At 64.1% G+C, this 21,110-nt stretch carries 19 protein-coding genes and 1 pseudogene; 8 read left to right on the top strand and 12 right to left on the bottom strand.

What is annotated here, in order from left to right; translation table 11 throughout:
• The first annotated feature begins 8 nt into the window (after positions 1-8).
• The 5 genes from E3T46_RS13220 to hpaD all read left to right on the top strand — a co-directional run bounded on the left by E3T46_RS13220 (position 9) and on the right by hpaD (position 5,798).
• Positions 9-1,469 carry a fumarylacetoacetate hydrolase family protein gene (locus E3T46_RS13220; protein WP_174845404.1) on the top strand — a complete coding sequence of 487 codons (1,461 nt, stop codon included), beginning with the start codon at positions 9-11 and terminating at the stop codon, positions 1,467-1,469.
• Positions 1,451-2,140: a GntR family transcriptional regulator gene (locus E3T46_RS13215; RefSeq protein WP_092448951.1), complete on the top strand. Its 690-nt coding sequence runs from the start codon at positions 1,451-1,453 to the stop codon at positions 2,138-2,140. Before E3T46_RS13220 ends, E3T46_RS13215 begins: the two co-directional genes overlap by 19 nt.
• On the top strand, positions 2,137-3,087 hold the full coding sequence (gene dapA / locus E3T46_RS13210; RefSeq protein WP_134578902.1) for a 4-hydroxy-tetrahydrodipicolinate synthase: 951 nt from the start codon (positions 2,137-2,139) through the stop codon (positions 3,085-3,087). Before E3T46_RS13215 ends, dapA begins: the two co-directional genes overlap by 4 nt.
• Positions 3,087-4,580, top strand: a complete 1,494-nt coding sequence (hpaE, locus tag E3T46_RS13205) for a 5-carboxymethyl-2-hydroxymuconate semialdehyde dehydrogenase (RefSeq protein ID WP_134578901.1) — start codon at positions 3,087-3,089, stop codon at positions 4,578-4,580. The genes dapA and hpaE overlap by 1 nt, the downstream gene beginning before the upstream one ends.
• Before the next feature lie 156 nt (positions 4,581-4,736).
• Entirely contained in the window at positions 4,737-5,798 is a 1,062-nt protein-coding gene (hpaD, locus tag E3T46_RS13200) for a 3,4-dihydroxyphenylacetate 2,3-dioxygenase (protein WP_134578900.1), read from the top strand.
• Positions 5,799-6,061: 263 nt separating this feature from the next.
• On the opposite strand, the pseudogene E3T46_RS18545 reads toward hpaD, so the two are convergent.
• From E3T46_RS18545 to E3T46_RS13175, 5 genes and pseudogenes are all read right to left on the bottom strand, one after another.
• Positions 6,062-6,211: pseudogene (locus E3T46_RS18545) on the bottom strand (benzaldehyde dehydrogenase); the annotation flags it as partial.
• 16 nt (positions 6,212-6,227) lie between these two features.
• The gene (locus E3T46_RS13190) at positions 6,228-6,959 is read right to left on the bottom strand and encodes an alpha/beta hydrolase (RefSeq protein WP_134578899.1); all 732 of its coding nucleotides are present in this window, start codon (positions 6,957-6,959) and stop codon (positions 6,228-6,230) included.
• Positions 6,956-7,546, bottom strand: coding sequence for an isochorismatase family protein (locus tag E3T46_RS13185; RefSeq protein WP_134578898.1), 591 nt, complete (start codon positions 7,544-7,546; stop codon positions 6,956-6,958). Before E3T46_RS13185 ends, E3T46_RS13190 begins: the two co-directional genes overlap by 4 nt.
• A 34-nt stretch (positions 7,547-7,580) precedes the next feature.
• Complete coding sequence (locus E3T46_RS13180; protein ID WP_241980741.1) at positions 7,581-9,044, bottom strand: D-alanyl-D-alanine carboxypeptidase; 1,464 nt, start codon at positions 9,042-9,044, stop codon at positions 7,581-7,583.
• A gap of 45 nt (positions 9,045-9,089) precedes the next feature.
• Positions 9,090-10,076: a Gfo/Idh/MocA family oxidoreductase gene (locus E3T46_RS13175; RefSeq protein ID WP_134578896.1), complete on the bottom strand. Its 987-nt coding sequence runs from the start codon at positions 10,074-10,076 to the stop codon at positions 9,090-9,092.
• Positions 10,077-10,161: 85 nt separating this feature from the next.
• Between E3T46_RS13175 and E3T46_RS13170 the strand changes: the two genes are divergently transcribed.
• Entirely contained in the window at positions 10,162-10,431 is a 270-nt protein-coding gene (locus tag E3T46_RS13170; RefSeq protein ID WP_134468317.1) for a hypothetical protein, read from the top strand.
• Here E3T46_RS13170 and arsA read toward each other — a convergent pair.
• Both arsA and arsD read right to left on the bottom strand, forming a co-directional pair.
• Positions 10,428-12,182: an arsenical pump-driving ATPase gene (gene arsA / locus E3T46_RS13165; protein WP_134472325.1), complete on the bottom strand. Its 1,755-nt coding sequence runs from the start codon at positions 12,180-12,182 to the stop codon at positions 10,428-10,430. The two genes, E3T46_RS13170 and arsA, sit on opposite strands and share 4 nt — an antisense overlap.
• 3 nt (positions 12,183-12,185) lie before the next feature.
• Positions 12,186-12,575 (bottom strand): arsenite efflux transporter metallochaperone ArsD, encoded by a 390-nt coding sequence (gene arsD, locus E3T46_RS13160; protein ID WP_104133341.1) that lies wholly within the window; start codon positions 12,573-12,575, stop codon positions 12,186-12,188.
• 90 nt (positions 12,576-12,665) lie between these two features.
• Between arsD and arsM the strand changes: the two genes are divergently transcribed.
• Positions 12,666-13,418, top strand: a complete 753-nt coding sequence (arsM, locus tag E3T46_RS13155) for an arsenite methyltransferase (protein ID WP_134578895.1) — start codon at positions 12,666-12,668, stop codon at positions 13,416-13,418.
• 3 nt (positions 13,419-13,421) lie between these two features.
• Here the strand turns inward: arsM and E3T46_RS13150 are convergent, their stop codons facing one another.
• On the bottom strand, positions 13,422-13,814 hold the full coding sequence (locus tag E3T46_RS13150) for a MerR family transcriptional regulator (protein WP_134578894.1): 393 nt from the start codon (positions 13,812-13,814) through the stop codon (positions 13,422-13,424).
• Between the two features lie 211 nt (positions 13,815-14,025).
• Between E3T46_RS13150 and E3T46_RS13145 the strand changes: the two genes are divergently transcribed.
• Positions 14,026-15,546 carry a SulP family inorganic anion transporter gene (locus tag E3T46_RS13145; protein ID WP_134578893.1) on the top strand — a complete coding sequence of 507 codons (1,521 nt, stop codon included), beginning with the start codon at positions 14,026-14,028 and terminating at the stop codon, positions 15,544-15,546.
• Positions 15,547-15,567: 21 nt separating this feature from the next.
• On the opposite strand, the gene E3T46_RS13140 is transcribed toward E3T46_RS13145, so the two are convergent.
• From E3T46_RS13140 to E3T46_RS13125, 4 genes are all read right to left on the bottom strand, one after another.
• Positions 15,568-16,077: a GNAT family N-acetyltransferase gene (locus E3T46_RS13140; RefSeq protein WP_241980739.1), complete on the bottom strand. Its 510-nt coding sequence runs from the start codon at positions 16,075-16,077 to the stop codon at positions 15,568-15,570.
• Positions 16,078-17,213: 1,136 nt separating this feature from the next.
• Positions 17,214-17,606, bottom strand: a complete 393-nt coding sequence (locus E3T46_RS13135) for a hypothetical protein (protein ID WP_104082774.1) — start codon at positions 17,604-17,606, stop codon at positions 17,214-17,216.
• Entirely contained in the window at positions 17,603-19,525 is a 1,923-nt protein-coding gene (locus E3T46_RS13130) for an ATP-binding protein (protein ID WP_158251184.1), read from the bottom strand. The genes E3T46_RS13135 and E3T46_RS13130 overlap by 4 nt, the downstream gene beginning before the upstream one ends.
• Positions 19,526-20,093: 568 nt before the next feature.
• On the bottom strand, positions 20,094-20,297 hold the full coding sequence (locus E3T46_RS13125; protein ID WP_233193068.1) for a hypothetical protein: 204 nt from the start codon (positions 20,295-20,297) through the stop codon (positions 20,094-20,096).
• Between the last annotated feature and the right edge of the window lie 813 nt (positions 20,298-21,110).

The raw sequence follows: 21,110 nt of genomic DNA, 5'->3' as shown, positions 1-21,110 counted from the left end.
GGACGCTTATGACTCCCGAATCCCTGCCCGAACTGGGCCGGCCCGGCAAAGTGATCGCCGTGCACATCAACTACCCGTCCCGGGCCGCGCAGCGGGGGCGCACCCCCGAGCATCCGTCATACTTTCTCAAGCCCTCGACCAGCGTCGCGGCCAGCGGCGACACCATCGTTCGTCCCAGCGGATGCGAACTGCTCGCCTTCGAAGGCGAAATCGCGCTGGTCATCGGTCGCCGGCTGCGCGGCGTCAGTGTCGAGGAGGGTTGGGCCGGCGTCGCCGGGGTCACTGCCGCGAACGACTTCGGCGTCTACGACCTCCGTTACGCCGACAAGGGCTCCAACCTCAAGTCCAAGGGCGGAGACGGCTTCACCCCGCTCGGCCCGCGAGTCCTGGCCGCCGAGACCGTCGACCCGGCCAACCTGCGCATCCGCACCTGGGTCAACTCCGAGCTCGTGCAGAGTGATACCACCGCTGACCTGCTCTTTGACTTCGGCCGCCTCGTCGCCGACCTCTCCCAGCTGATGACGCTCGAGCGCGGCGATGTCATTCTCACCGGAACCCCGGCCGGCGCCTCCGTCGTCGGGCCGGGCGACACTGTCGAGGTCGAGGTTGACGCCCCGACCATGCCCGGCGCGCCGAGCACCGGCCGCCTGATCACCCCGGTCGCCGAGGGCACCCAGAAGTTCGGCACGTTCGGCTCCGGCCCGAAGGTGGACGACCTGCAACGGGCCGAAGCCTGGGGCTCGGCCGAAGAGGCCGGCCTCGAACCGGCGTTCGTGCTCACCGATGAGCTGAAGGCCCGCATCAACAGCGTCGGCACCGCCACCCTGAGCGCCCAGCTGCGCAAACGCGGCCTGAACAACGTGTCGATCGACGGCCTGCACTCGACCCGCCCGAGCGCCCGGCTGGTCGGCCGGGCTCGCACCCTGCGCTTCATTCCCAATCGCGAAGACCTCTTCGATGCCCACGGCGGCGGCCACAACGCCCAGAAGCGCGCCTTCGACAGCCTCGGCGTCGACGACGTGCTCGTGATCGAAGCCCGCGGAGAAACCGGCACCGGAACCGTGGGCGATATCCTCGCCCTGCGCGCCCAGGTGCGCGGCGCCGCCGGCATCGTCACCGACGGCGGAGTGCGCGACCTCGCCGCGGTCAGCGCCCTCGATATGCCCACCTATCACCACGGCGGCCACCCGGCCGTGCTCGGCCGGCGCCACGTTCCGTGGGACTTAGGCCTCACGATCGCCTGTGGCGGGGCATCCGTCCAGCCCGGCGACGTGATCGTCGGCGACGCCGACGGGCTGCTCGTCATTCCGCCGCACCTCATCGAGCAGCTCGTCACCGACAGCATCGAGCAGGAACGCGAAGAAACCTTCATCGCCGAGATGGTCGGCGCAGGCTTCAGCGTCGACGGCCTCTACCCGATGAACTCCGCCTGGAAAGAGAGGTACCGCGCATGGCTCGCCAGTCGATAGTGGATGCCGCCCCGCCGACCATCGGCAAGGCCCAGTTCGCCTACGACTGGCTGAAAACCCGCATCAACGATGGCACCTTCGGCCCCGGTTTTCGACTGGTCCTCGACCAGATCGCCCGGGATACGTCGATGAGTCCCGTTCCCGTGCGGGAAGCCATCCGCCGCCTCGAAGCCGAGGGTCTGGTGACCTTCGCCCGCAACGTCGGGGCGCAGGTGGCGATGCTCGACCCCACCGAGTACCAGCACACCATGCAGACCCTCGGCCTGGTCGAGGGCGCGGCGACCGCGCTGTCGGCGCCGACGCTGAGCCCGGCAGCGATAGCGCGCGCCCGGCAGATCAACGCGCAGATGCGCGACACGCTGCGCCACTTCGACCCGACCAGATTCACGTCGCTCAACCGTGACTTTCACTCCGAGCTGTACAGCACCTGCCCCAACCCGCACATTCTCGACCTCGTTCACCGCGGCTGGAACCGGTTGTCGGTGCTGCGCGAATCCACCTTCGGCTTCGTGCCGGGGCGCGCGGCCGAATCGGTCGCGGAGCACGACCATATTCTCGACCTGATTGAGCAGCACGCCTCGGCTGCAGAAATCGAACACGCGGCCCGCGACCACCGGCTGGCCACCCTGAACGCGTTTCTTTCATCTCGCAATAAGGAAGGCATTTCATGAAGTTCCGCAGCAACCCGAGCCAGATTCGCGGATCCATCGCCGCGCTGATGACCCCGTTTACCGAAGGCGGCGCCGTCGACCATGCGGGACTGACCAACCTGGTCAACTGGCAGATCGCCTCCGGCTCGCACGGCATCTCGATCGGCGGCTCGACCGGCGAGCCCAGCGCGCAGACCATCGCCGAACGCGCCGCCGCCATTCGCACCGTTGCGACCGCCATCAAAGAGCGCGTGCATTTCATGGCCGGAACCGGTTCCACCAAGCTCGACGAGACCCTCGAACTGACCGCGGCCGGCCGCGACGCCGGCATCGACGCCGCGCTCATCATCACGCCGTACTACGCCCGCCCCACCCAGGAGGCGCTCTACGTCTGGTACAAAACCGTCTGTGAAGAGTTTCCGGATCTGCCGATCGTGGCCTACAACGTGCCGAGCCGGACCGCCGTCGACATCGCGCCCGACACCGTGTATCGCCTCTACCGCGATTTCGACAACTTCGTCGGCGTGAAGGAAACCACGAAGGACTTCGAGCACTTCTCCCGCGTGCTGCACCTCTGCGGCCCGGACCTGCTGGTCTGGAGCGGCCTCGAGCTGCTCTGCCTGCCGCTCATGGCCCTCGGCGGCGCCGGCTTCGTCAGCGCCACGAGCAATATCGCGCCTGCCGCCGTCGCGCAGATGTTCGAGGCCTGGGAACAAGGCGATTTCGCCACCGCCCGCAAGATTCACTATGGCCTGCACCCGCTCGTCGACCTGCTATTCGTGGAGACCAACCCGGCACCGGGCAAGTGGGTCATGGCCCAGCGCGGCCTGATCGAGAGCGGCTTTGTGCGTCCGCCGCTGATCGAACCGACCCCCGGAGGCCTCGCCAAGATGCGCATTTTGATGGATGCCGGCTCCGAGTACCTGACATCGACCGCCGGCTTCACCCTGACCGGGGCCTCCAAATAATGACTCATTACGTGCCCGCGGACCTGCCCACCAGCATCCGTCATTTCATCGGTGGAGAATTTGTTGACAGTGTCGGTGGGGAGACCTTCGATGTGCTCGATCCGGTGTCGAACCAGACCTACGCCACCGCAGCCGCCGGCCAGCAGGCCGACATCGACCTGGCCGTCGCCGCCGCGAAAGAAGCATTCGATCACGGACCCTGGCCGCGCCTGCTGCCCCGCGCCCGGGCCCGAGTGCTGCACCGCATCGCCGATGCCGTCGAGGCCCAGGACGCCCGGCTCGCCGAGCTCGAAACCTTCGACACCGGACTGCCGATCACGCAGGCGCTCGGCCAGGCGCAACGCGCGGCCGAGAATTTTCGCTTCTTCGCCGATCTGATCGTGGCGCAGGCGGACGACACCTACAAGGTGCCCGGCAAGCAAATCAACTACGTCAATCGCAAGCCGGTCGGGGTGGCCGGACTGATCACCCCGTGGAACACCCCGTTCATGCTCGAGAGCTGGAAGCTCGCGCCCGCGCTGGCCTCGGGCTGCACCGTCGTGTTGAAGCCGGCCGAATTCACGCCGTTGTCGGCGAGCCTGTGGGCGGAGATCTTCGCCGCCGCGGGGGTGCCCGACGGCGTGTTCAACCTGGTCAACGGTATCGGTGAGGAGGCCGGCGATGCGCTGGTCAAGCATCCGGATGTGCCGCTCATCTCGTTCACCGGCGAGACCACGACCGGCCAGACCATTTACCGCAACTGCGCCGCCAACCTCAAGGGCATGTCGATGGAGCTCGGCGGCAAGTCGCCCGCCGTGGTCTTCGCCGACGCCGACCTCGACGCCGCGATCGACTCGACCCTGTTCGGTGTATTCTCGCTCAACGGCGAGCGCTGCACGGCATCGAGCCGCATCCTGGTCGAGCGCTCGATCTACGATGATTTCTGCGCCCGTTACGCCGCCCGCGCCGCGAGCATCGTCGTCGGCGACCCGCACGACCCGAAGACCGAGGTCGGCGCGCTCGTGCACCCCGAGCACTACGCCAAGGTCATGAGCTACGTCGAAATCGGCAAGTCCGAGGGGCGTCTGCTTGCCGGCGGCGGCCGCCCATCCGGCCTGCCGGAGGGTAACTACGTCTCCCCCACCGTCTTCGCCGACGTCGCCCCGACCGCCCGCATCTTTCAGGAGGAGATCTTCGGCCCGGTCGTGGCCATCACCCCCTTCGAAACGGATGCCGAAGCGCTCGCGTTGGCCAACGGGGTCAAGTACGGGCTGGCAGCCTACATCTGGACCACCGACCTGACCCGCGCCCACAACTTCGCCCAGTCCGTCGATGCCGGCATGGTCTGGCTGAACTCGCATAACGTGCGAGACCTGCGCACCCCGTTCGGTGGCGTCAAGGCGTCCGGCCTCGGCCACGAGGGCGGCTACCGGTCGATCGACTTCTACACCGACTCCCAGGCCGTGCACATCACCCTCGCCCCCGTGCACACCCCCCGCTTCGGAGCCCACTAGCTCGCCCCTTCGGGGACGGGGCCTGGGCCCCGTCCCCAGGCCCCGTTTAGAAACTGGGCTCAGGTTCATAAGGTGGGCCCAGCCGCACCGCCCACCGACTCTTGCGGCCTCGAGAACCAGCCGTACGCATCCGTTTGACTCAATGAGGAGAACCCCATGACCATCCCCACCGCCACCGCGCCCGACATCCTGCGCTGCGCCTACATGGACATCGTCGTGACCGACTTGGCGAAGTCGCGCGAGTTCTACGTCGACATTCTCGGCCTCGTCGTCACCGAGGAGAGCGACACCGAGATCTACCTGCGCAGCTTCGAGGAATTCATTCACCACAACCTCGTGCTGCGTCAGGGGCCGATCGCTGCCGTCGCCGCGATGGCTTTTCGGGTGCGCAGCCCCGAAGACGTCGACCTCGCCGAGGCCTGGTATCAGGAGCTCGGCTGCCGCACCGAACGTCGCACCGAGGGCTTCGTGAAGGGCATCGGCGACAGCGTGCGCGTCGAAGATCCACTGGGCTTCCCGTACGAATTCTTCTACGCCACCACCCACGTTGAACGCCTCGCCTGGCGCTACGACCTGCAGGGCCCGGGCGCGCTCGTGCGGCTCGACCACTTCAACCAGGTCACCCCCGATGTCGGCCGTGGTCGCAAATACCTCGAGGACCTGGGCTTTCGCGTTACCGAGGATATTCAGGACTCCGACGGCGTCACCTACGCGGCCTGGATGCGGCGCAAAGACACCGTGCACGATACCGCCCTCACCGGCGGCAATGGCCCGCGCATGCACCACATCGCCTTCTCGACCCACGAGAAGCACAACATCATCTACATCTGCGACAAGCTCGGCGCGCTACGCAAGAGCGACCTGATCGAGCGGGGACCTGGCCGCCACGGCGTCTCGAACGCGTTCTACCTCTACCTGCGCGACCCCGACGGGCACCGCGTCGAGATCTACACACAGGACTATTACACCGGCGACCCCGACAACCCCGTCGTCACCTGGGACGTGCACGACAACCAGCGCCGCGACTGGTGGGGCAACCCCGTCGTACCCAGCTGGTACACCGACGCCTCACTCGTGCTCGACCTCGACGGCAACCCGCAGCCGGTGATCGAGCGCACCGAGCCTCGAGAAATGGCCGTGACCGTCGGCGCCGACGGATTCTCCTACACCCGCAAGGACGACGCCCTGGCTGGCTTCAAGCTCGGCACCACCCTCTGATTCCGACCGGGCCCGGGCCCGGGAAGCGGGCCCATGATTGATCATGGGCCCGCTTCCTTAAGGTGGGCCCGGCCGCCCAGATGGCCCGGGCCCGCACGGTGGCGGATTCAGGATGGAGGTCGAGGCCGGGACGATACCGCCGCGTGTTTTCACGGGGTGGGCGCACGCATCCGTTCTCGTTACCTGAATTCGCCACCGACCGGTGAGGAAACCGACACCGGAACGGGCCCCGCCGACAACGAGGGCCCAGTCTGACTGGTGCTCTAGAACGGATACGGTGCAATCTTAGCGCGCACCGTGAGCCACTGGGTCTCGGTGAACGCTTCGATGTTGGCCTGGGCACCGCCGAAACGAGAACCCGCGCCCGAAGACCCCACACCGCCGAACGGGGCATTGGCCTCGTCGGCAACGGTCTACGCAGGTCGCGGCTCAGGCCAGAAAATCCAGCGCGGCCTGCTTGAACGCACGCGCACTCAGCGCGTTCAGGTGGGTGCGACCGGGCAGCTCGAGGTACCGCGCGCCGCGTTCCGCAGCGAGAGCCGTCACCCCGGCCGGAATCGAGTCGGCACCGCCGGCCACAAACAGCTGCGGGATGCCCGCGGGCACGTCGAGCGTGCAGCCCGAGACCCCCTGCACGCACGCCAACAGCGCCTGGCGGTCGGCGCCGGCGGCGATGGAGGGGCCGAGCACCCCGGCAATAGTCGGATCCGCGGGAAGCGCGCCCGAAACGACGAACCGGTTGACCTCGTCAAGATCCCAGGTCTCGAACAGCTCGACCGGACCGGCCCCGCCGAGCACGAGCCGTCGCACCCGTTCGGGCGCCAGTCGAGCCAGGGCTGCCACGACCCGCGACCCCATGGAGTAGCCGATCACGTCGACCCGTTCCAGTTCGAGGGTGTCCAGCACGGCCACGAGGTCAGCGGCCAGCTGGCGCGGAGCGTAGTCGGCCGCCCGATGCGGCTTGTCACTCTGGCCGTGGCCACGCAGGTCGGGCGTGATCGCGCCGCGCCCAACCTCGGCGAATGCCCGCACCCAGCCGGATCCGGCCCAGGTCACCGCGGCGGTCGACGCGAAACCGTGCACGAACAGCACCGGTCGCTCCCCCGGCGTGGCCTCGAAGGCGATGCGTATCCCGTCGAGACGCCGAGCGAACCGGGTCATTCGACGGCGTCGCTCGCGGAGAACACCGCGCCGGCGTGCGCCATCTCGGCGAGGGCGGTCTCGGTCGATTGCGCGGCGACTCCGGCGACCAGATCGGTCAGTACCCGCACGTGCTGGCCGTGCTCGAGCGCGTCGAGGGTCGAAGCGCGCACGCAGTAATCGGTGGCGAGACCGACCACGTCGATCTCGGTCACCCCGTGCTCGGTCAGCAGCGACCCCACGGTCTGTCCGGCCTCGGTGGTGCCCTCGAAGATGGAGTACGCGGGCTTGCCCTGGCCCTTACGAATGTGAAAGGTCACGGCATCCGTTGTGAGAGCCTGGTGATATTCGGCGCCCGCGGTGCCGGCCACGCAGTGCACCGGCCAGGTCGTGACGTAGTCGGGTGCCGTGTCGCGGGCGAAATGACCGCCGTTGTCATTGCCGATATCGTGCCAGTCGCGCGACGCGAAGACGTATTTATAGGCGAGCGGATGCTGCGCGAGCAGCGCGCTCACGCCCGCCGCGACGGCCGACCCGCCGTCAACGCCCAGGGCACCGCCCTCGGTGAAATCATTCTGAACGTCGATGATGAACAGGGCGCGGGTCACGGTGGCTCCTTTTGGACAGTCAGTTGTTACATGGTCAGTTGTTCGACAGATTATCGCCACAGTGGAAGAAACCGGTGGTCAGCGTGTCGATGGCGATTTTCGCGTTCGAACTGACGTTGCCGATCGCGTAGATGGCGAAGGTGAGCGGGGTACCGTCGGCGGCGTGGATGATGCCGGAGAGCGTGTAGCCGGTATCGATCCAGCCGGTTTTGGCAAAGATGGCGCCGTCGGCGGCGGAATTCGCACCGGCGAAACGGTCAGGGTAGGAGAGCGATCCGCGCGGCCCACCGGCGATCGGCAGGCCATCGAACAGCACGCCGAGGTTGCCCTCGCGGGCGTTGACCTTGACGAACAGGGCGGTCAGGTAGGCCGGCGACACGGCGTTGTGTGGGCTGAGGCCCGAGCCGTCCTTGATGATCATGCCGGTGGTGTCGATGCCGTAGGCGGCGAGTCCGCCGACGATGCCCTGCTGCAGGGCTGAAAAGGAGTTGCCGGCACCGTTTTCGATCGCCACGAGGCGGGCGAGCATCTCGGCCAGGGTGTTGTCGCTCACGATCAGGGACTGCTGAATCAGGGTCGACACCGGCGCGGACTGCACGGCGCCCAGTTGGGCTGCACCGGCCGGGGCGGTGGCCTGGCTGATTTCGAGGCCACCGCCGAGAGCGTCAGCGAAGGCCTGGCCGGCGCGAGCGATCGGGTCTTCGCTGCGGGCGGACGTGCTGCGAGTGGGTTCGGTCCGGTCGCCGTCGACCATCAGCGCCGTAATTTCGGGCATGTAGCCAAGGCCGAGTTCGGTTCGGGCCCAGCCTTCGTCCCAGTCCGGGCCGGAGAAATAGGAGGAATCGAGCACGAGTGAAGTGATCGGCGGGTTGGCCGGGTCGGCAGCCCAGGAAACCATGGTCTGGGTGGCAAGGTCATCGAGGTGCGCGGCGCCGGTGTAGAACGGTTCCTGGCCGGTCGGCAGCCGCGACAGGGTGAGGTCTCCCCCGCCAACGAGCACGACCTGGCCGGGTTCGGCGCCCTTCACGACGCGGGTCGTGGCCCGGTAGTCGCTGCCGAGAACGTTGAGGGCCGCGGCCGAGGTGAGCACCTTCATGACGCTCGCCGTGCGCGAGGAGGTCGTGCCGCCCCGATCGAACAGCACCTCGCCGGTGTTGGCGTTGACCACCTGCGCCTGAAAATCGGCGAGTCTCGTGTCGGCGGCGAGCCCGGCAACCGAGCAGGTGCGCAGTCGGCTGGCCGCAGTCGCCTCGGCGGGCACCGGCCGCGCCGGGTCGACGGTCGGCGTGGGACTCGGCGTCGCCGTGGGTGTTCCTACAACGGATGCCACCACCGGCTCATTCGCGCCGGTCTGCGTTCCCGCGAACACGGCGCCACTGCCGAGCAGCACGAAGACGAGGGTGCCGGCGGCGATCAGCCAGGCGCGGCGGTGATCGGCGCTGACAGCAGCGATCCTGCCACGCGGGGCGTCAACCGCGGGGGACGCGGGTGTCTGCACTGGTTCTTCCACCTCCGTATGGTAACCGACCCGCCTCCAGGCCAGCTATTCGCCCGGGTAGCGCAGCCCGATCTGGGCCCGAACCGCGTCAAGGGTCGTCATCACGGCGACCGATTCTTCGGCCGGCATGATGTCGCTCGAGATTTTGCCGGCCCGAATCAGCTCCTCAACCTCGACCGCTTCGAACTGCATACCGCGACCGGTGAACTCGGCCGGGGCGAAGGCCTCGAGCACGGTGCCCCCGTTGTCGAGCACTCGAAAACTGGTCGGCGCGTACCAAACGCCGTCGATGTCGATGCGCCCGTGCGTGCCGATGATCGACGCCGCGGTCGGGCCGAGGGTGTCGCTGGACGAAAATGTCGTGGCAATTTGGCCACCGGGGTAGCGAAAAATCGTCGCGACCTGAGCATCCGCTCCGGTGGCCTTGAATGAGGCGCTCGCCAAAATCGTGTCGGGCGACCCGAATACGGCGTGCGCGAAGTTCACCGGATACACCCCGAGGTCGAGCAGCGCGCCACCGCCGAGCTCGAGCGAGTTCAGGCGGTGCGCCGGGTCGTCGGGCAGGTCCTGGGTATGGTCGGCGATCAGGCTGCGCACCTCGCCGAGCGTGCCGGCGGCGAGGATCTCGCGGATGCGCACCAGGTGCGGCAGGAATCGCGTCCACAGGGCCTCCATCACGAGCAGATTCTTGCTCGCGGCGAGGTTAACGATCTGCCGGGCCTCGCCGGCGTTGAGCGCGATCGGCTTCTCGATCAACACGTGCTTGCCGGCGTTCAACGCGAGGGCTGCGTGCTCGGCGTGAAACGGATGCGGCGTCGACACGTAGATGACGTCGACTTCGGGGTCATTGACGAGTTCGGTATAGCTGGCATGCGCGGTAGGGATGCCGAATTCGACAGCAAACGCATCTGCCGAGGCCTGACTGCGCGACCCGACGGCCTGCACCTTGTGGCCGTTCTGCACCAGGTCGCTCGTGAACGCGTGGGCGATGCCACCGGTGGCCAGGATTCCCCAGCGAATCGATTCCGTCATGCCTGCAGTTTATCCAGGGCCACCGACACGCGCCGACACGCGCCGACACGCGCCGACACGGCAACATATAGGTCAAACTAGACCAATGATCACCCTGCAGCAGGATGCCGATGGTTTCATCCGCATGAACCGGCACTTTCCCGACAACTCGCTCATCAGCATCAGCTTTACCGAGGGGGCTGCGGAGGAATTCACCGGCGCACAGCTCAACGCCATCTTCGACGATGCCCTGGCCGAGTTTCGCGGGCAGAACCGTCTCGAGGGGGCGAAGGGCTTCTCACGCGCGCCCGCGAAAACCGTGCATCCGACCAAGAACATCACCTTCGTGAAGGTGCACCCCGGAATGGCCAGCTAAGAGACGGTCGCCAACGCGGCGAGCGCCGCAAGCCGATCGACCCCGATCGGTTCGTCGGCCAGCAGCGGCACGATCGCGACCCGGTCGGCGCGGGCGACCACGATATCGATCTGAGTGGCCTCGCTGGCGGCGCGCGCCTGTAAAAAGGGCGTCTCGGGGTGCGCTGCCGCGATGGAATTGTTGACCACCCAGCCCCAGGGCTGAATTCCGGCGCGCTGCAGATCCTGCTGCAGTCCCTCCGCTTCGAGCACCGGCGTGGTCTCGGCGAGCGTCACCAGCAACACCTTGGTCAGGGCCGGATCCTGCAGCCGCATCAATGGCGTCACGAACGCCATTCCGTCCCCCATCTGGCGCGCGATTTCGCGATGGTACGACCCGGTGGCATCCAGCAGCAACAGGGTGTGGCCGGTCGGCGCGGTGTCGACGACGACGAATTCGTGCCGTGATTCGTGCACGGCCTGGGAGAACTGCCGAAACACCGCGACCTCGTCAGTGCACGGGGAGAGCAGGTCCTCGGCCAGGGCTGCCCGGCCATCGGCGTCGAGATTTTTACCCTTGGTCGCCATCACGTGCTCGCGATACTCGCGAATCGCCTCGTCGGGGTCGATGCGGGAGACGCGCAGCCCCGGCAGGCTCCCGTGCAGGGTCTCGACCAGATGAGCTGCCGGGTCGGTCGTGGTCAGGTGAACGGCGTGACCGCGCTCGGCCAGAGCCACGGCCAGAGCCGCAGCGATCGTGGTCTTGCCCACGCCGCCCTTGCCCATGCAGAGAATCAAGCCATGCCCGGTCTGCTCCAGCTCGTCGACGAACTGGCCGAGTGGGGCGTCCGGAACGTCGACCACAGAGTGCGATTGCCCGGGGCCGTCGCGGTCGGTGCTAAACAAGGTGCGCAGCGCGTCGATGCCCATCATGTTGCCGGCCTTGAGCTCCAGAATGTCCCGCGGCAGTGCAGCGATGGCCGCCGGAATACCCGTCAGCGCCGCCGATTCGCGATTGCGCACCGCTACGGCGATCGGCTCGGTTCCCGCGCTCGCTGGCAGCACTCCATTAATGACAACGTAGCCGCCGCGAATTCCGATCTGCGCCAACTCACCGTGCGTGCGCTCGATCTCCGTCAAAGCGGATGCCTGCGCTCGCGCCACGAGCACCAGCCGCGTTCGCTCGGGGTCGGCCAGCGCGGCGACGGCCGCTGCGTACACCGCTTTGTGCTTGTCGAGCCCGGACAGCGGTCCGAGACAGGACGGATCGCCCTTGCCGGCGTCGAGAAACTCGGTCCAGGAACCGGGAAGCTGCAGAAGCCTAATGGTGTGCCCGGTCGGCGCGGTATCGAACACGATGTGGTCGTACATCGTGAGCAGACCGTCATCGGTGAGCAGGTTCGTGAACTCGTCGAACGAGGCGACCTCGGTCGTGCACGATCCGGACAGGCCCTCGGCGATGCTCGCGAGCTCGCGCTCCGGCAGAAGCCCCCGAACCGGGGCGATAATGCGTTCGCGATAGGCATCCGCTGCCTGCTCCGGGTCGATTTCGAGGGCGCTCAGGCCGGCAATGGCGCCAATCGGAGTGACCGTATTACCGATCGTGAGCCCGAACACCTGCCCGATATTGGAGGCCGGATCGGTGCTCACCAGCAGCACCCGGCGACCCCGTTCGGCCAGTTCGATGGCCGAAGCGCAGGCAACGGATGTCTTCCCCACGCCGCCCTTACCGGTGAAAAAAAGAAACCGAGGCGGGTCTGCCAGGAACTTCATCTGTTAGCAGCAGCCGGTGGCGCCGCCACAGCATCCGCTTGCCGATTTCTCGGTCAGGCCGAGCTGGGGCCGGTCGGTCGGCGCTACGGCAGCGAGGCCGGCGAAGGCGAGCAGCTGGGATTTCGATGGGTAGGCGCCGGTCGCCACGGTGACGCCGTCGACGACGGTGAGCGGCAGGCCGGTAGAGCCGACGACGTGCATGAAGGCGCGTACGGTCTCATCCGTGGTGAAGGCGAGGGGATCGGTGGCCAGGTTATGGCGTTGAATGTCGGCGCCAAGTTCCTGCAGGCTGCGCACGGTGGCGGTCACCTCGACCAGGGACTGATCGACGTCGACACCACAGACTCCGGTGTCGCAGCACAAGGCCGGTTCGTAGATTCGGATGGCAGTCATGTCGATCTCCCTAGTAACATCTGCAGCTATATCGATAAGTATCAATGTAGCAGTAGGCTGGTGCCGCGACCTACAGGAAAGGATCAACTTATGGACAAGACATCTGAGATCACGGAGCGCGTGCGCGAGCGCTACGCCGCCGCCGCCCTCCAACTGACCGACGTCTCGAGCACGTCGTGCTGCGCCCCCACCGATCTGACTAACGGCGACGTGTTCGGATCCACCCTGTATACCGCCGAAGAAGGTTCGGAGATTCCCGAGGAAGCCTTTCTGGCCAGTCTCGGCTGCGGCAATCCAACCGCGGTCGCCGACCTCCGCCCGGGAGAAATCGTGCTCGACCTCGGCTCCGGTGGCGGCATCGACGTGCTGCTCTCCGCGCGCCGCGTCGGGCCGACCGGGTTCGCCTACGGACTCGACATGACCGATGAAATGCTCGCACTCGCCCGCGCCAACGCTGCCAAAGCCGAGGCCGCCAATGTGGAGTTCATCAAGGGCCAGATCGAGGCCATCCCCCTGGCCGATGACACCATCGACGTCATCATCTCCAACTGCGTCATCAATCTCTCGGCCGACAAGAACGCGGTCATCGCCGAGATGTTCCGAGTGCTCAAGCCCGGCGGGCGCCTCGGAATCTCCGACGTCGTCGCCGAAAACCAGCTGAGCGCAGAGGACCGCATCCGCCGAGGCAGCTACACCGGCTGCATTGCCGGAGCCCTGTCGCACCAGGAGTACCTCGACGCCCTGCACCAGGCCGGGTTCGCCGAACCGAGCGTTCTCTACACCCACGAGGTCGCCCCCGAAATGCACGGGGCCATCGTGAAGGCGGTCAAGCCCGCCCGGTAGCCGCTACTGGGCCCGCAGGAGGTCCAGAAACTCGTCGGCCATTCCCAGCTGATCCTGCAGTTTTTGCCGACGCTCGACCGCCTGGGCGATGAAGGTCTCCAGCTCGGCGCGCACCTCCGGATCGTCAGATCCGGTCAGCCCACCCTGCAGGGTGTCGATGACCTTCAGCAGGGCCATCATCTCGTCGAGCGTGAAGCCGAGCGGTTTCATGCGGCGAATGAGCATCAGCCGGGTGAAGTCATCGGGCGAGTAGAGCCGAAAACCACCATCGGTGCGAGCGGATGCCTTCAGCAGGCCGACCTCGTCGTAGTGGCGGATCGTGCGCAGCGACAGCCCGGTCTTCTCGGCGAGTTCGCCGATGTGCATCGTGACCGCGGATCCAATCGCGCCTGACATCACCGGTGCCTTCTTTCCCTGAAGTTTACAATCAACCCTTACGTTAGGGTAGTGTTGCAGAAGTCGGCTGACATTCATCTGTGAGCCCACTCTCCCACCATTGTCGTCGATGGCCTTGTCCTCGATGACCGGTGGAGGTGCGCACCGCGGCGCCCACCCAACTCTTCTGCATCCACTTCGGCCGCACCCCGGCCCAGCTTCTGGAGGCCTCATGGCCATTGTTCAAAAATCCGCTTCAGCCAATCGATACCAAGCTGAGCCCTCGGTACTCACCGCGCTCCGCACGCCCCGCCTGCTCACCCGCGAGGTACTCGCCGGCCTGGTCGTGGCCATGGCCCTCATCCCTGAGGCGATCGCCTTCTCGATCATCGCCGGCGTCGACCCGCGCGTCGGCCTGTTCTCCTCCTTCGTCATGGCTGTGACCATCGCCTTCGTCGGTGGGCGCCCGGCCATGATCACCGCAGCGACCGGCGCCGTCGCCCTCGTCATCGCCCCGGTCGCCCGCGACTATGGCATGGAGTATTTCATCGCCACGGTTATCCTTGCCGGGATCTTCCAAATCGTGCTGAGTCTGATCGGCGTCGCCAAACTCATGCGGTTCATCCCGCGAAGCGTCATGGTCGGTTTCGTCAACGCCCTCGCCATCCTCATCTTCAGCGCCCAGCTCCCCCAGCTTCTTGGCGTGCCTTTCATGGTCTACCCGCTCGTCGCCGCCGGCCTGATCATCATGATCGTCATGCCGCGCATCACCAAGGTGATTCCGGCACCGCTCGTGGCCATCGTCGTACTCACCGTCGCGACCGTGGTGACCGCCATCGCGGTCCCCACCATCGGCGATCAGGGCGAACTGCCCAAGAGCCTGCCCGAGCTGTTCATTCCCAACATTCCGCTCAACTGGGACACCTTCACGATCATCGCCCCCTACGCCCTCGGCATGGCCCTGGTCGGAATTCTCGAGTCGCTCATGACCGCGAAGTTCGTCGACGAGATCACCGACACCCACTCCAACAAGACCCGCGAGACCTGGGGCCAGGGCGTCGCCAACGTCATGAGCGGCCTGTTCGGCGGAATGGGCGGCTGCGCCATGATTGGCCAGACCATGATCAACGTGAAGGCCTCCGGCGCCCGCACCCGCATCTCCACCTTCCTCGCCGGCGTCTTCCTGCTCGTTCTCGTGCTCGGCCTCGGCGACGTGCTCGCCGTCGTGCCCATGGCTGCCCTGGTCGCGGTGATGATCATCGTGTCCTATCTCACATTCGACTGGCACAGCATCCGCTTGTCTACTCTTAAGCGGATGCCGAAGAGCGAGACCACCGTCATGGTCGCCACGGTCGTCGTCATCGTTCTCACCCACAACCTCGCGATCGGCGTCGTCGTCGGTGTCATCGTCGCAATGGTCGCGTTCGCGCGTCGCGTCGCCCACCTCGCCAGGGTGGAGCGCACCGTCGAGCTCGACCAGCCCGTGCCGACCGCCTACTACACGGTGACCGGGGCGCTGTTCTTCGCCTCGAGCAATGACCTGATGACCCAGTTCGAGTACACCGACGACCCCGACCGCATCGTCATCGACCTGTCGGCCTCACACATCTGGGACGCCTCCACCGTCGCCACCCTCGACGCCATCTCCTACAAGTATGAGCGGCAGGACAAGTACGTCGTGATTGAGGGCCTCAACGAGGCCAGCCACGAGCTGCACAGCCGCCTGGCCGGGAACCTCGGCGGCGGCCACTAAATTGCGCTCTGCAAGCCTGACCTAGAGCGTCTTCACCATCTCCAGTTCCTTCTTACTGGGGTCGAGGTTGTACTCGACCGTGTGGCCCGTGACCACAAACCCCCGCCGTTCATAGGCCGTGCGTGCGCGAATATTGTCTTCGTGCACGTGAAGGGTCAGCTGGGTGCTCTCCGTGCGCGCCCAGCTCTCCACGCTCATCAGCAGCGCATCGGTCAGCCCCACCGTGTTGCCGCGAAAATCCGGTGACACGTACACTCCCACGAGGATCGGACCGGTGTCTGGATCCGGCACGAAGCCGGCCATGGTCCCGATCCAGCGTCCAGACTCGGCGATCGCGGCGATCGCGATGCCGTTTCCACTGGCACCGCGCGCTCCGCGCATACGCCACTCGGCCTCGTCATGGCCCAGCGCGGTCTCGAGCGTCTCGGTATAGGCCGTCGGGGTATCCCGAATCATCTCAAGACGCAGTTCACGGATCTCACGCCAGTCATCATCGACGGTCGATCGTATAAGGAGTTCAAGTTCGGTCACGTCGTGAGCCTAGCGACATGAACGGGCGTGGATTGCCCCCGTACGGCGGCAGATCGCGAAGGAACGATCCCAGCCGGATAGCGAATAAGTACGGTGTCCGATTGGGGGAACGGACGAAAAAAGGATCGGAACCCGTGGGCCCCGATCCTTATGTTTTATGGAGCCGCCTGTCAGAATCGAACTGACGACCTTCTCATTACGAGTGACCGATGGGCGCCCGGAAACATGCGTTGCGGCGTCGAAATCGTTGATTTCACGGGCTTATTGAACTTGATGTGATCACCCTTAGCAGCATCATTTCCGTTCAAATGTGGGCAAGTTGTGGGCAAGAAAATGATCCGCTCACTCTAAGAATCTGTGATGTATCAGCACATCTCCTACGAATTTGTATTAGGTGAATTATCGAGAGCGGGTACCGACCTGCGCACCCGGTCCAGGTTGATGGCGGACGTCGGCAAGAGTTCGTCATCTACCTGGAGTTCCGCAAGCCGGGCCGGACCGACACAGCCCGGCCCGGCGCTACTCTCACCCTCATTACAGATTGTCCTGTCGCCGTTCCAGTCGCTGCCGTGAAACTGTCGGCCCCGCCAATTTGCGACGAATGCGAGCTACCGCAGGAAGAAATCACTCACAGTTTTGCCTACGAGAGGGCGTGCGACCGACAGTTGCGCCAAACGCTTTCACCCCATCTTCGAGGTACTCACCGATCCCCACGTGCTCATCCTCATGAGCCTGCCCGTCTGCTACCGCTGCCATCAGATGACGCGCAACGGCAATATCATGCGTTTCGAGTGTGGAAACCCGGCCTGTAACGAGCTCACCCACCTCCTCAGCGCCAAGTCCGCGCAGGCCAACAAAACTGCTGCCTGTGACGGCTCTCCAGCCGGCGCGCCCCACGCTCGTGCTTTCCGAACCCCGGGCTGACCCGACACTACCGCCCGGGCGAGGTCGCCCTACCTTGTCCGGGTTCCCCTGCTGGAGAGTTAGCTCGTCTGCGCGCCAGAACATCAAATCCGGGCCGATAATGATGATTATGTCAAGTTCTTGATTTCCTCACAGTTGGGTCGAACCTGCCTGGTCGGCCGAGCTCTCCCTCACGGCGAAAGCATCTCTCAGCCCCAAAATCAAGCTGAGATTCACCTGTTGCTTTCTCGTCCTGACAGATACAGCTGGGCCAACGCGATCCAGTCTTCTGGTGTAACTTCAGGCGCCCAGATTGCGAGGTATTCGCGGGGCGTGAGCCCACTCGGCGTCATTTCGATACCGTCACGATAGGTGGCAAAAGGAGAACTGGATCGACTGACGCGGAACAAAACGTCGCGAAACCGATTCTTCCCCAGTGCGAACGTCGGGAATTCCGAGACGCTCGCGCAACGCCAGGCTCGCCAGGCTTTCCCGAACGCAAATTCAAAGTCCATGATCGATGGGTTGAACTCGACAACGCCCTCCGCTGCAAGAGCTCCAAAGAATCCATTGGCTACAAGAAGGAGTTGTTGGTTGCGGGTAGTGGCCGAAGCCCCCGGATTCACGCTGCCACATCCGCCACCGTCGCAACGGCCAAAAGAAGATCTCGCTCGGCACCGAGGGCCAAAAGAGCCTCCGCCACAGACGGGTGCCCGAAACATGGGACTAGTTTCCTCTTCACGTCAGACTCCTTCTCGCTGCGCTTCTTGTCAGAAGCGAGTGACCATTCGACCTCCGAATTGAGAGAGTGAAGCACTCTTGCGACGGTCTCCGGCACGTCGACATATCCCCAGTCGTGGCCTTCGACAGCTTCCCGGAATAGTTTCGGGAACATTGGGTTTGCACCCTTGAAAGCATCTTCGATCGCCTCAATAGTGAGGTAGTTTTCCATCTCTCGCCGGGTCAGAACAAACATGTGTGACGACAGGTGATCGTCGGTGTTGTAGCGCGCTAGGTACTTGGATATCTCGGGTTTCAGAGCCGACCCTTCAACCAAGCGATCGGAATCAAGAAGGTGAACCTCAGGCCTACTAAACGGCGACAGGCGGCTCTCCCAAAGAGCAGCGGCGCCGCAGCCGCCGATAGGTATGAAGCAAAGCTCACCGTCAGTTTCCATTTGGCGAAGATCTGGATATTCAGTGGGACGGGCGGCTTGTAGCGCATCGCTCAGTGCCAGTAGACCGCCGATATCGTTCTTGCCCTCAACGATGAAGAAGCAACGCACATTGTGATCCGCGAAAGTCCCCATCGCCTTGTTCAATTGCTGGAGAACGAACCGCTCGCTGGATGTGTCACTGGAACTCCACACGCGCTTCCCCTGCTGCTCCTCGACGAAACGCACGGCTGCGATCGGTATGTTCCTCACCAAGTTCGAGCTGTGCGTCGTCATCAAAACCTGCCTGTTTGCGAGCCCCGCAACTTCAATTAGAGCGGAAACAGTTTCGCGCTGAAGATCCGGGTGGAGAGCCGTCTCGGGCTCCTCCACTGCGATGATGACGCCCCGTCGCCACTCATCCGTTTCTTCATATCCTCGCTCAACTTCCGCCCGAAAGAAGCTCAAGAGAACCAGTCTGCGTGTCCCGCTGCCACGCTTCGCAAGGGGAACATCGTTCTCGTCGACAAATTGTAGGGACGAGAATGCCTTCTGCCATACGGGGTCTAGGTTGGCCGGAATCAGCTTGGCCGCAAGATTTGGTGCGAATTCCTCCAATTTCCCAACGACTTCCAGGAGAAGTTCTGAAATCTCAGCCTTAACATCGCTCGTAAGCTTCGTGAGTTCAGCCGTATGGCGATCGAGCACGGCCTTGACTATGAGCTTGGCTGGGTCTTGGGCAACCTCATCGGACTCCGCCCCCAGCCGGTCAGCTTGAAAGAGGTGGAACAGGGGAAAGACACTCTCCAGAGCGCTGGCAACGTGCTTCCCGTCCTCTGAGTTCAACGGGATGATCGTCGGTTGCAGCGACGAGAGCCCCTTGGCTTCCCAGGCGCGCCAGATCGCCTGCCTATAGTTCAGGTTCACGCGTCGATCCTCCAGCTCCGCGACAACATCAAGAGTCGAGGCGAGGGATTTGAGTTGCGCGTGCTTCAGGCCGATAAGCGTTGGGCCGCCATCGACGACCGGGTGTAGAGCATGCGCCAAAATCTCGGGGTTGGCTCGCCCCCTGGTCCAGGTCTTGCTAATCACCAAGTGGCCGTTAGCGTCGAGGAGTTTCTCATCCTGGAGGGTCGTCACCGCAGTCTGGTCGATGACCAGCTCAGGGGGAAGGTCAGCGAATGTGCACGTGATGCGAATCGTTCCATGCCCATGAACCGAATAGTCAGAGACGTCCGGCTTTCCCTTGTCCAGGAACAGCCTCATAGCTTCCAGGATGCTGCTCTTTCCAGCGTCATTCTTGCCGGCAAACACAGTCAACGTATCGATCGACACGTAACTCGATGTCAGATATCCGCGAAAACCCTCTAGCTCAATACCCACAATGCGCATTTGTCCCCCTCGACAACAACTTGACATTCAAGTGCCAAGGCTGAGCCTGCCGGATTTGGGCCGACTCCGCAAAAGCGGACTGGTCAAGGCGCAACATGAAGCAGCGCGGCGACCAGCGATGCTAATCACCTCCGAAATAGCACCGACATCAGGCATGAGAGTGAGACACGCGTGGGAGGCAACTCGTGCGTTCCATCGTTCGGATTGTCCTTCCGAATGGAATCTATCGCCTCTACGCACCCGGCATAGCCCTAACCAATCGCCAGCAGGGTCACGCCCACAAGAATGAATGTCAAGGATGTGTCGAGATTAATCTGGGAATTGATTGAGTGTTAGCGCTTAGTGGCGGCGTTCTGTGATCGCTGTTTGGCGCATCGACCCGGTTCTCTGCGTTGCGTCAAAGGGCAGTCAGGGTCTTGTATCTCGTGCGATACGAAACAGGTCAGTTATGAGACACCACAGTCGTGAGAACTGGGGCAGCCTGGTCGACCTGGAACAGGCATTTCTATGTGTGGAAGACTCGAGAGTAGAGGGGATCTCCATGGGTGCGGGCAGCCTTGAGAGCGCATCAGGTCAGTCCCGGTTCGGAGTATTCTTCGTGCGAGATCGCACGGAGGATGCGGATGGTGCCGTCCAGGCTAGTGCCTGCACGGGTGCTGGTCTTGGCAAGTTGGCGAGGGGCTTCCAGCACTGGGAGCGACGTCGTTGTGCTCCGGCTGACCCGGGTTACTCCGCCAGTGCGGGCAGTGAGGTAGCCCTCGGATTCAAGCACTTTGTACGCCTTAGCGACGGTGCCAGGAGCGACATCGAGATCCTCCGCGAGCTGACGAACCAAGGGACGGCGCCCCTCGGCGTGCCCACAAGCGCGCAGTGGAACCTTCTCAGTCGGAGCTGCTCGTCCCCGTCCCTTTGACGATTTGGAGTAGTTGGACCCGCTCGTCGGGCGTCAGGGTTTCGCCCACTGAATGACGAGATGGTCGGATCTGTAGAAGTCGGCATGGCTGTAAATGACAGACTGTCGCACACGGTCGAGGGACTGATACCGGTAGGTGCTGAACCGAACGATTGAGTGGGTGCTCAAGTCCTCAAATACTCAGTACTCACCGACATCGAAAAAAGAGAGATGCCCATGCTGGGCGAGGACGGAACTCAAATAGCCGCTTAATCGTCGCCAACATGAAAATTCCGTTGACTATTTCCGGATGGAGTTGACGCCGCACTTTATCTCCGCCAATCTGAGTTTCACACGACATCTGGTTCGTGAGCATCGGGGGGAAAATGATGTTTCGAAAATGGGCGGGTGGATCGTATCGCCAGCGAGACCAGCCATTTAATGAACCACTGCCCGGGGTAATCGTTCCGCGCGTGAAGTCAACGCAACGCATGTTTTGACCTCTCTCCGAGGGGGTCCCCGCAGACGCCCCGCGTTCCTTTCGACGTCAATCATTGTCGTCACAGCCCTTCTCTTGATAGGTTGCTCATCGGCATCGATCACGCCGGCGGTTCGAGACACAGTCGCGATCGCTCTCGTCGATAGCGGCCTCAACGATGAAAACGTCGACTTTAGCTGTTTTCATGTTTTCGA

The sequence above is a fragment of the Cryobacterium sp. Hh11 genome (genome assembly GCF_004404045.1).
GTDB lineage: Bacteria > Actinomycetota > Actinomycetes > Actinomycetales > Microbacteriaceae > Cryobacterium > Cryobacterium levicorallinum.
Note: the sequence above shows the minus strand (reverse complement) of the source record. Positions and strands in the feature narration are given on the sequence as shown.

Excerpts from the sequence above, each read along its gene's own strand:
- E3T46_RS13220 (WP_174845404.1), top strand. The coding sequence starts at position 9 with ATGACTCCCGAATCCCTGCCCGAACTGGGCCGGCCCGGCAAAGTGATC.
- E3T46_RS13215 (WP_092448951.1), top strand. The coding sequence starts at position 1,451 with ATGGCTCGCCAGTCGATAGTGGATGCCGCCCCGCCGACCATCGGCAAG.
- dapA (WP_134578902.1), top strand. The coding sequence starts at position 2,137 with ATGAAGTTCCGCAGCAACCCGAGCCAGATTCGCGGATCCATCGCCGCG.
- hpaE (WP_134578901.1), top strand. The coding sequence starts at position 3,087 with ATGACTCATTACGTGCCCGCGGACCTGCCCACCAGCATCCGTCATTTC.
- hpaD (WP_134578900.1), top strand. The coding sequence starts at position 4,737 with ATGACCATCCCCACCGCCACCGCGCCCGACATCCTGCGCTGCGCCTAC.
- E3T46_RS13190 (WP_134578899.1), bottom strand. The coding sequence starts at position 6,959 with ATGACCCGGTTCGCTCGGCGTCTCGACGGGATACGCATCGCCTTCGAG.
- E3T46_RS13175 (WP_134578896.1), bottom strand. The coding sequence starts at position 10,076 with ATGACGGAATCGATTCGCTGGGGAATCCTGGCCACCGGTGGCATCGCC.
- E3T46_RS13170 (WP_134468317.1), top strand. The coding sequence starts at position 10,162 with ATGATCACCCTGCAGCAGGATGCCGATGGTTTCATCCGCATGAACCGG.
- arsA (WP_134472325.1), bottom strand. The coding sequence starts at position 12,182 with ATGAAGTTCCTGGCAGACCCGCCTCGGTTTCTTTTTTTCACCGGTAAG.
- arsD (WP_104133341.1), bottom strand. The coding sequence starts at position 12,575 with ATGACTGCCATCCGAATCTACGAACCGGCCTTGTGCTGCGACACCGGA.
- arsM (WP_134578895.1), top strand. The coding sequence starts at position 12,666 with ATGGACAAGACATCTGAGATCACGGAGCGCGTGCGCGAGCGCTACGCC.
- E3T46_RS13150 (WP_134578894.1), bottom strand. The coding sequence starts at position 13,814 with ATGTCAGGCGCGATTGGATCCGCGGTCACGATGCACATCGGCGAACTC.
- E3T46_RS13145 (WP_134578893.1), top strand. The coding sequence starts at position 14,026 with ATGGCCATTGTTCAAAAATCCGCTTCAGCCAATCGATACCAAGCTGAG.
- E3T46_RS13130 (WP_158251184.1), bottom strand. The coding sequence starts at position 19,525 with ATGCGCATTGTGGGTATTGAGCTAGAGGGTTTTCGCGGATATCTGACA.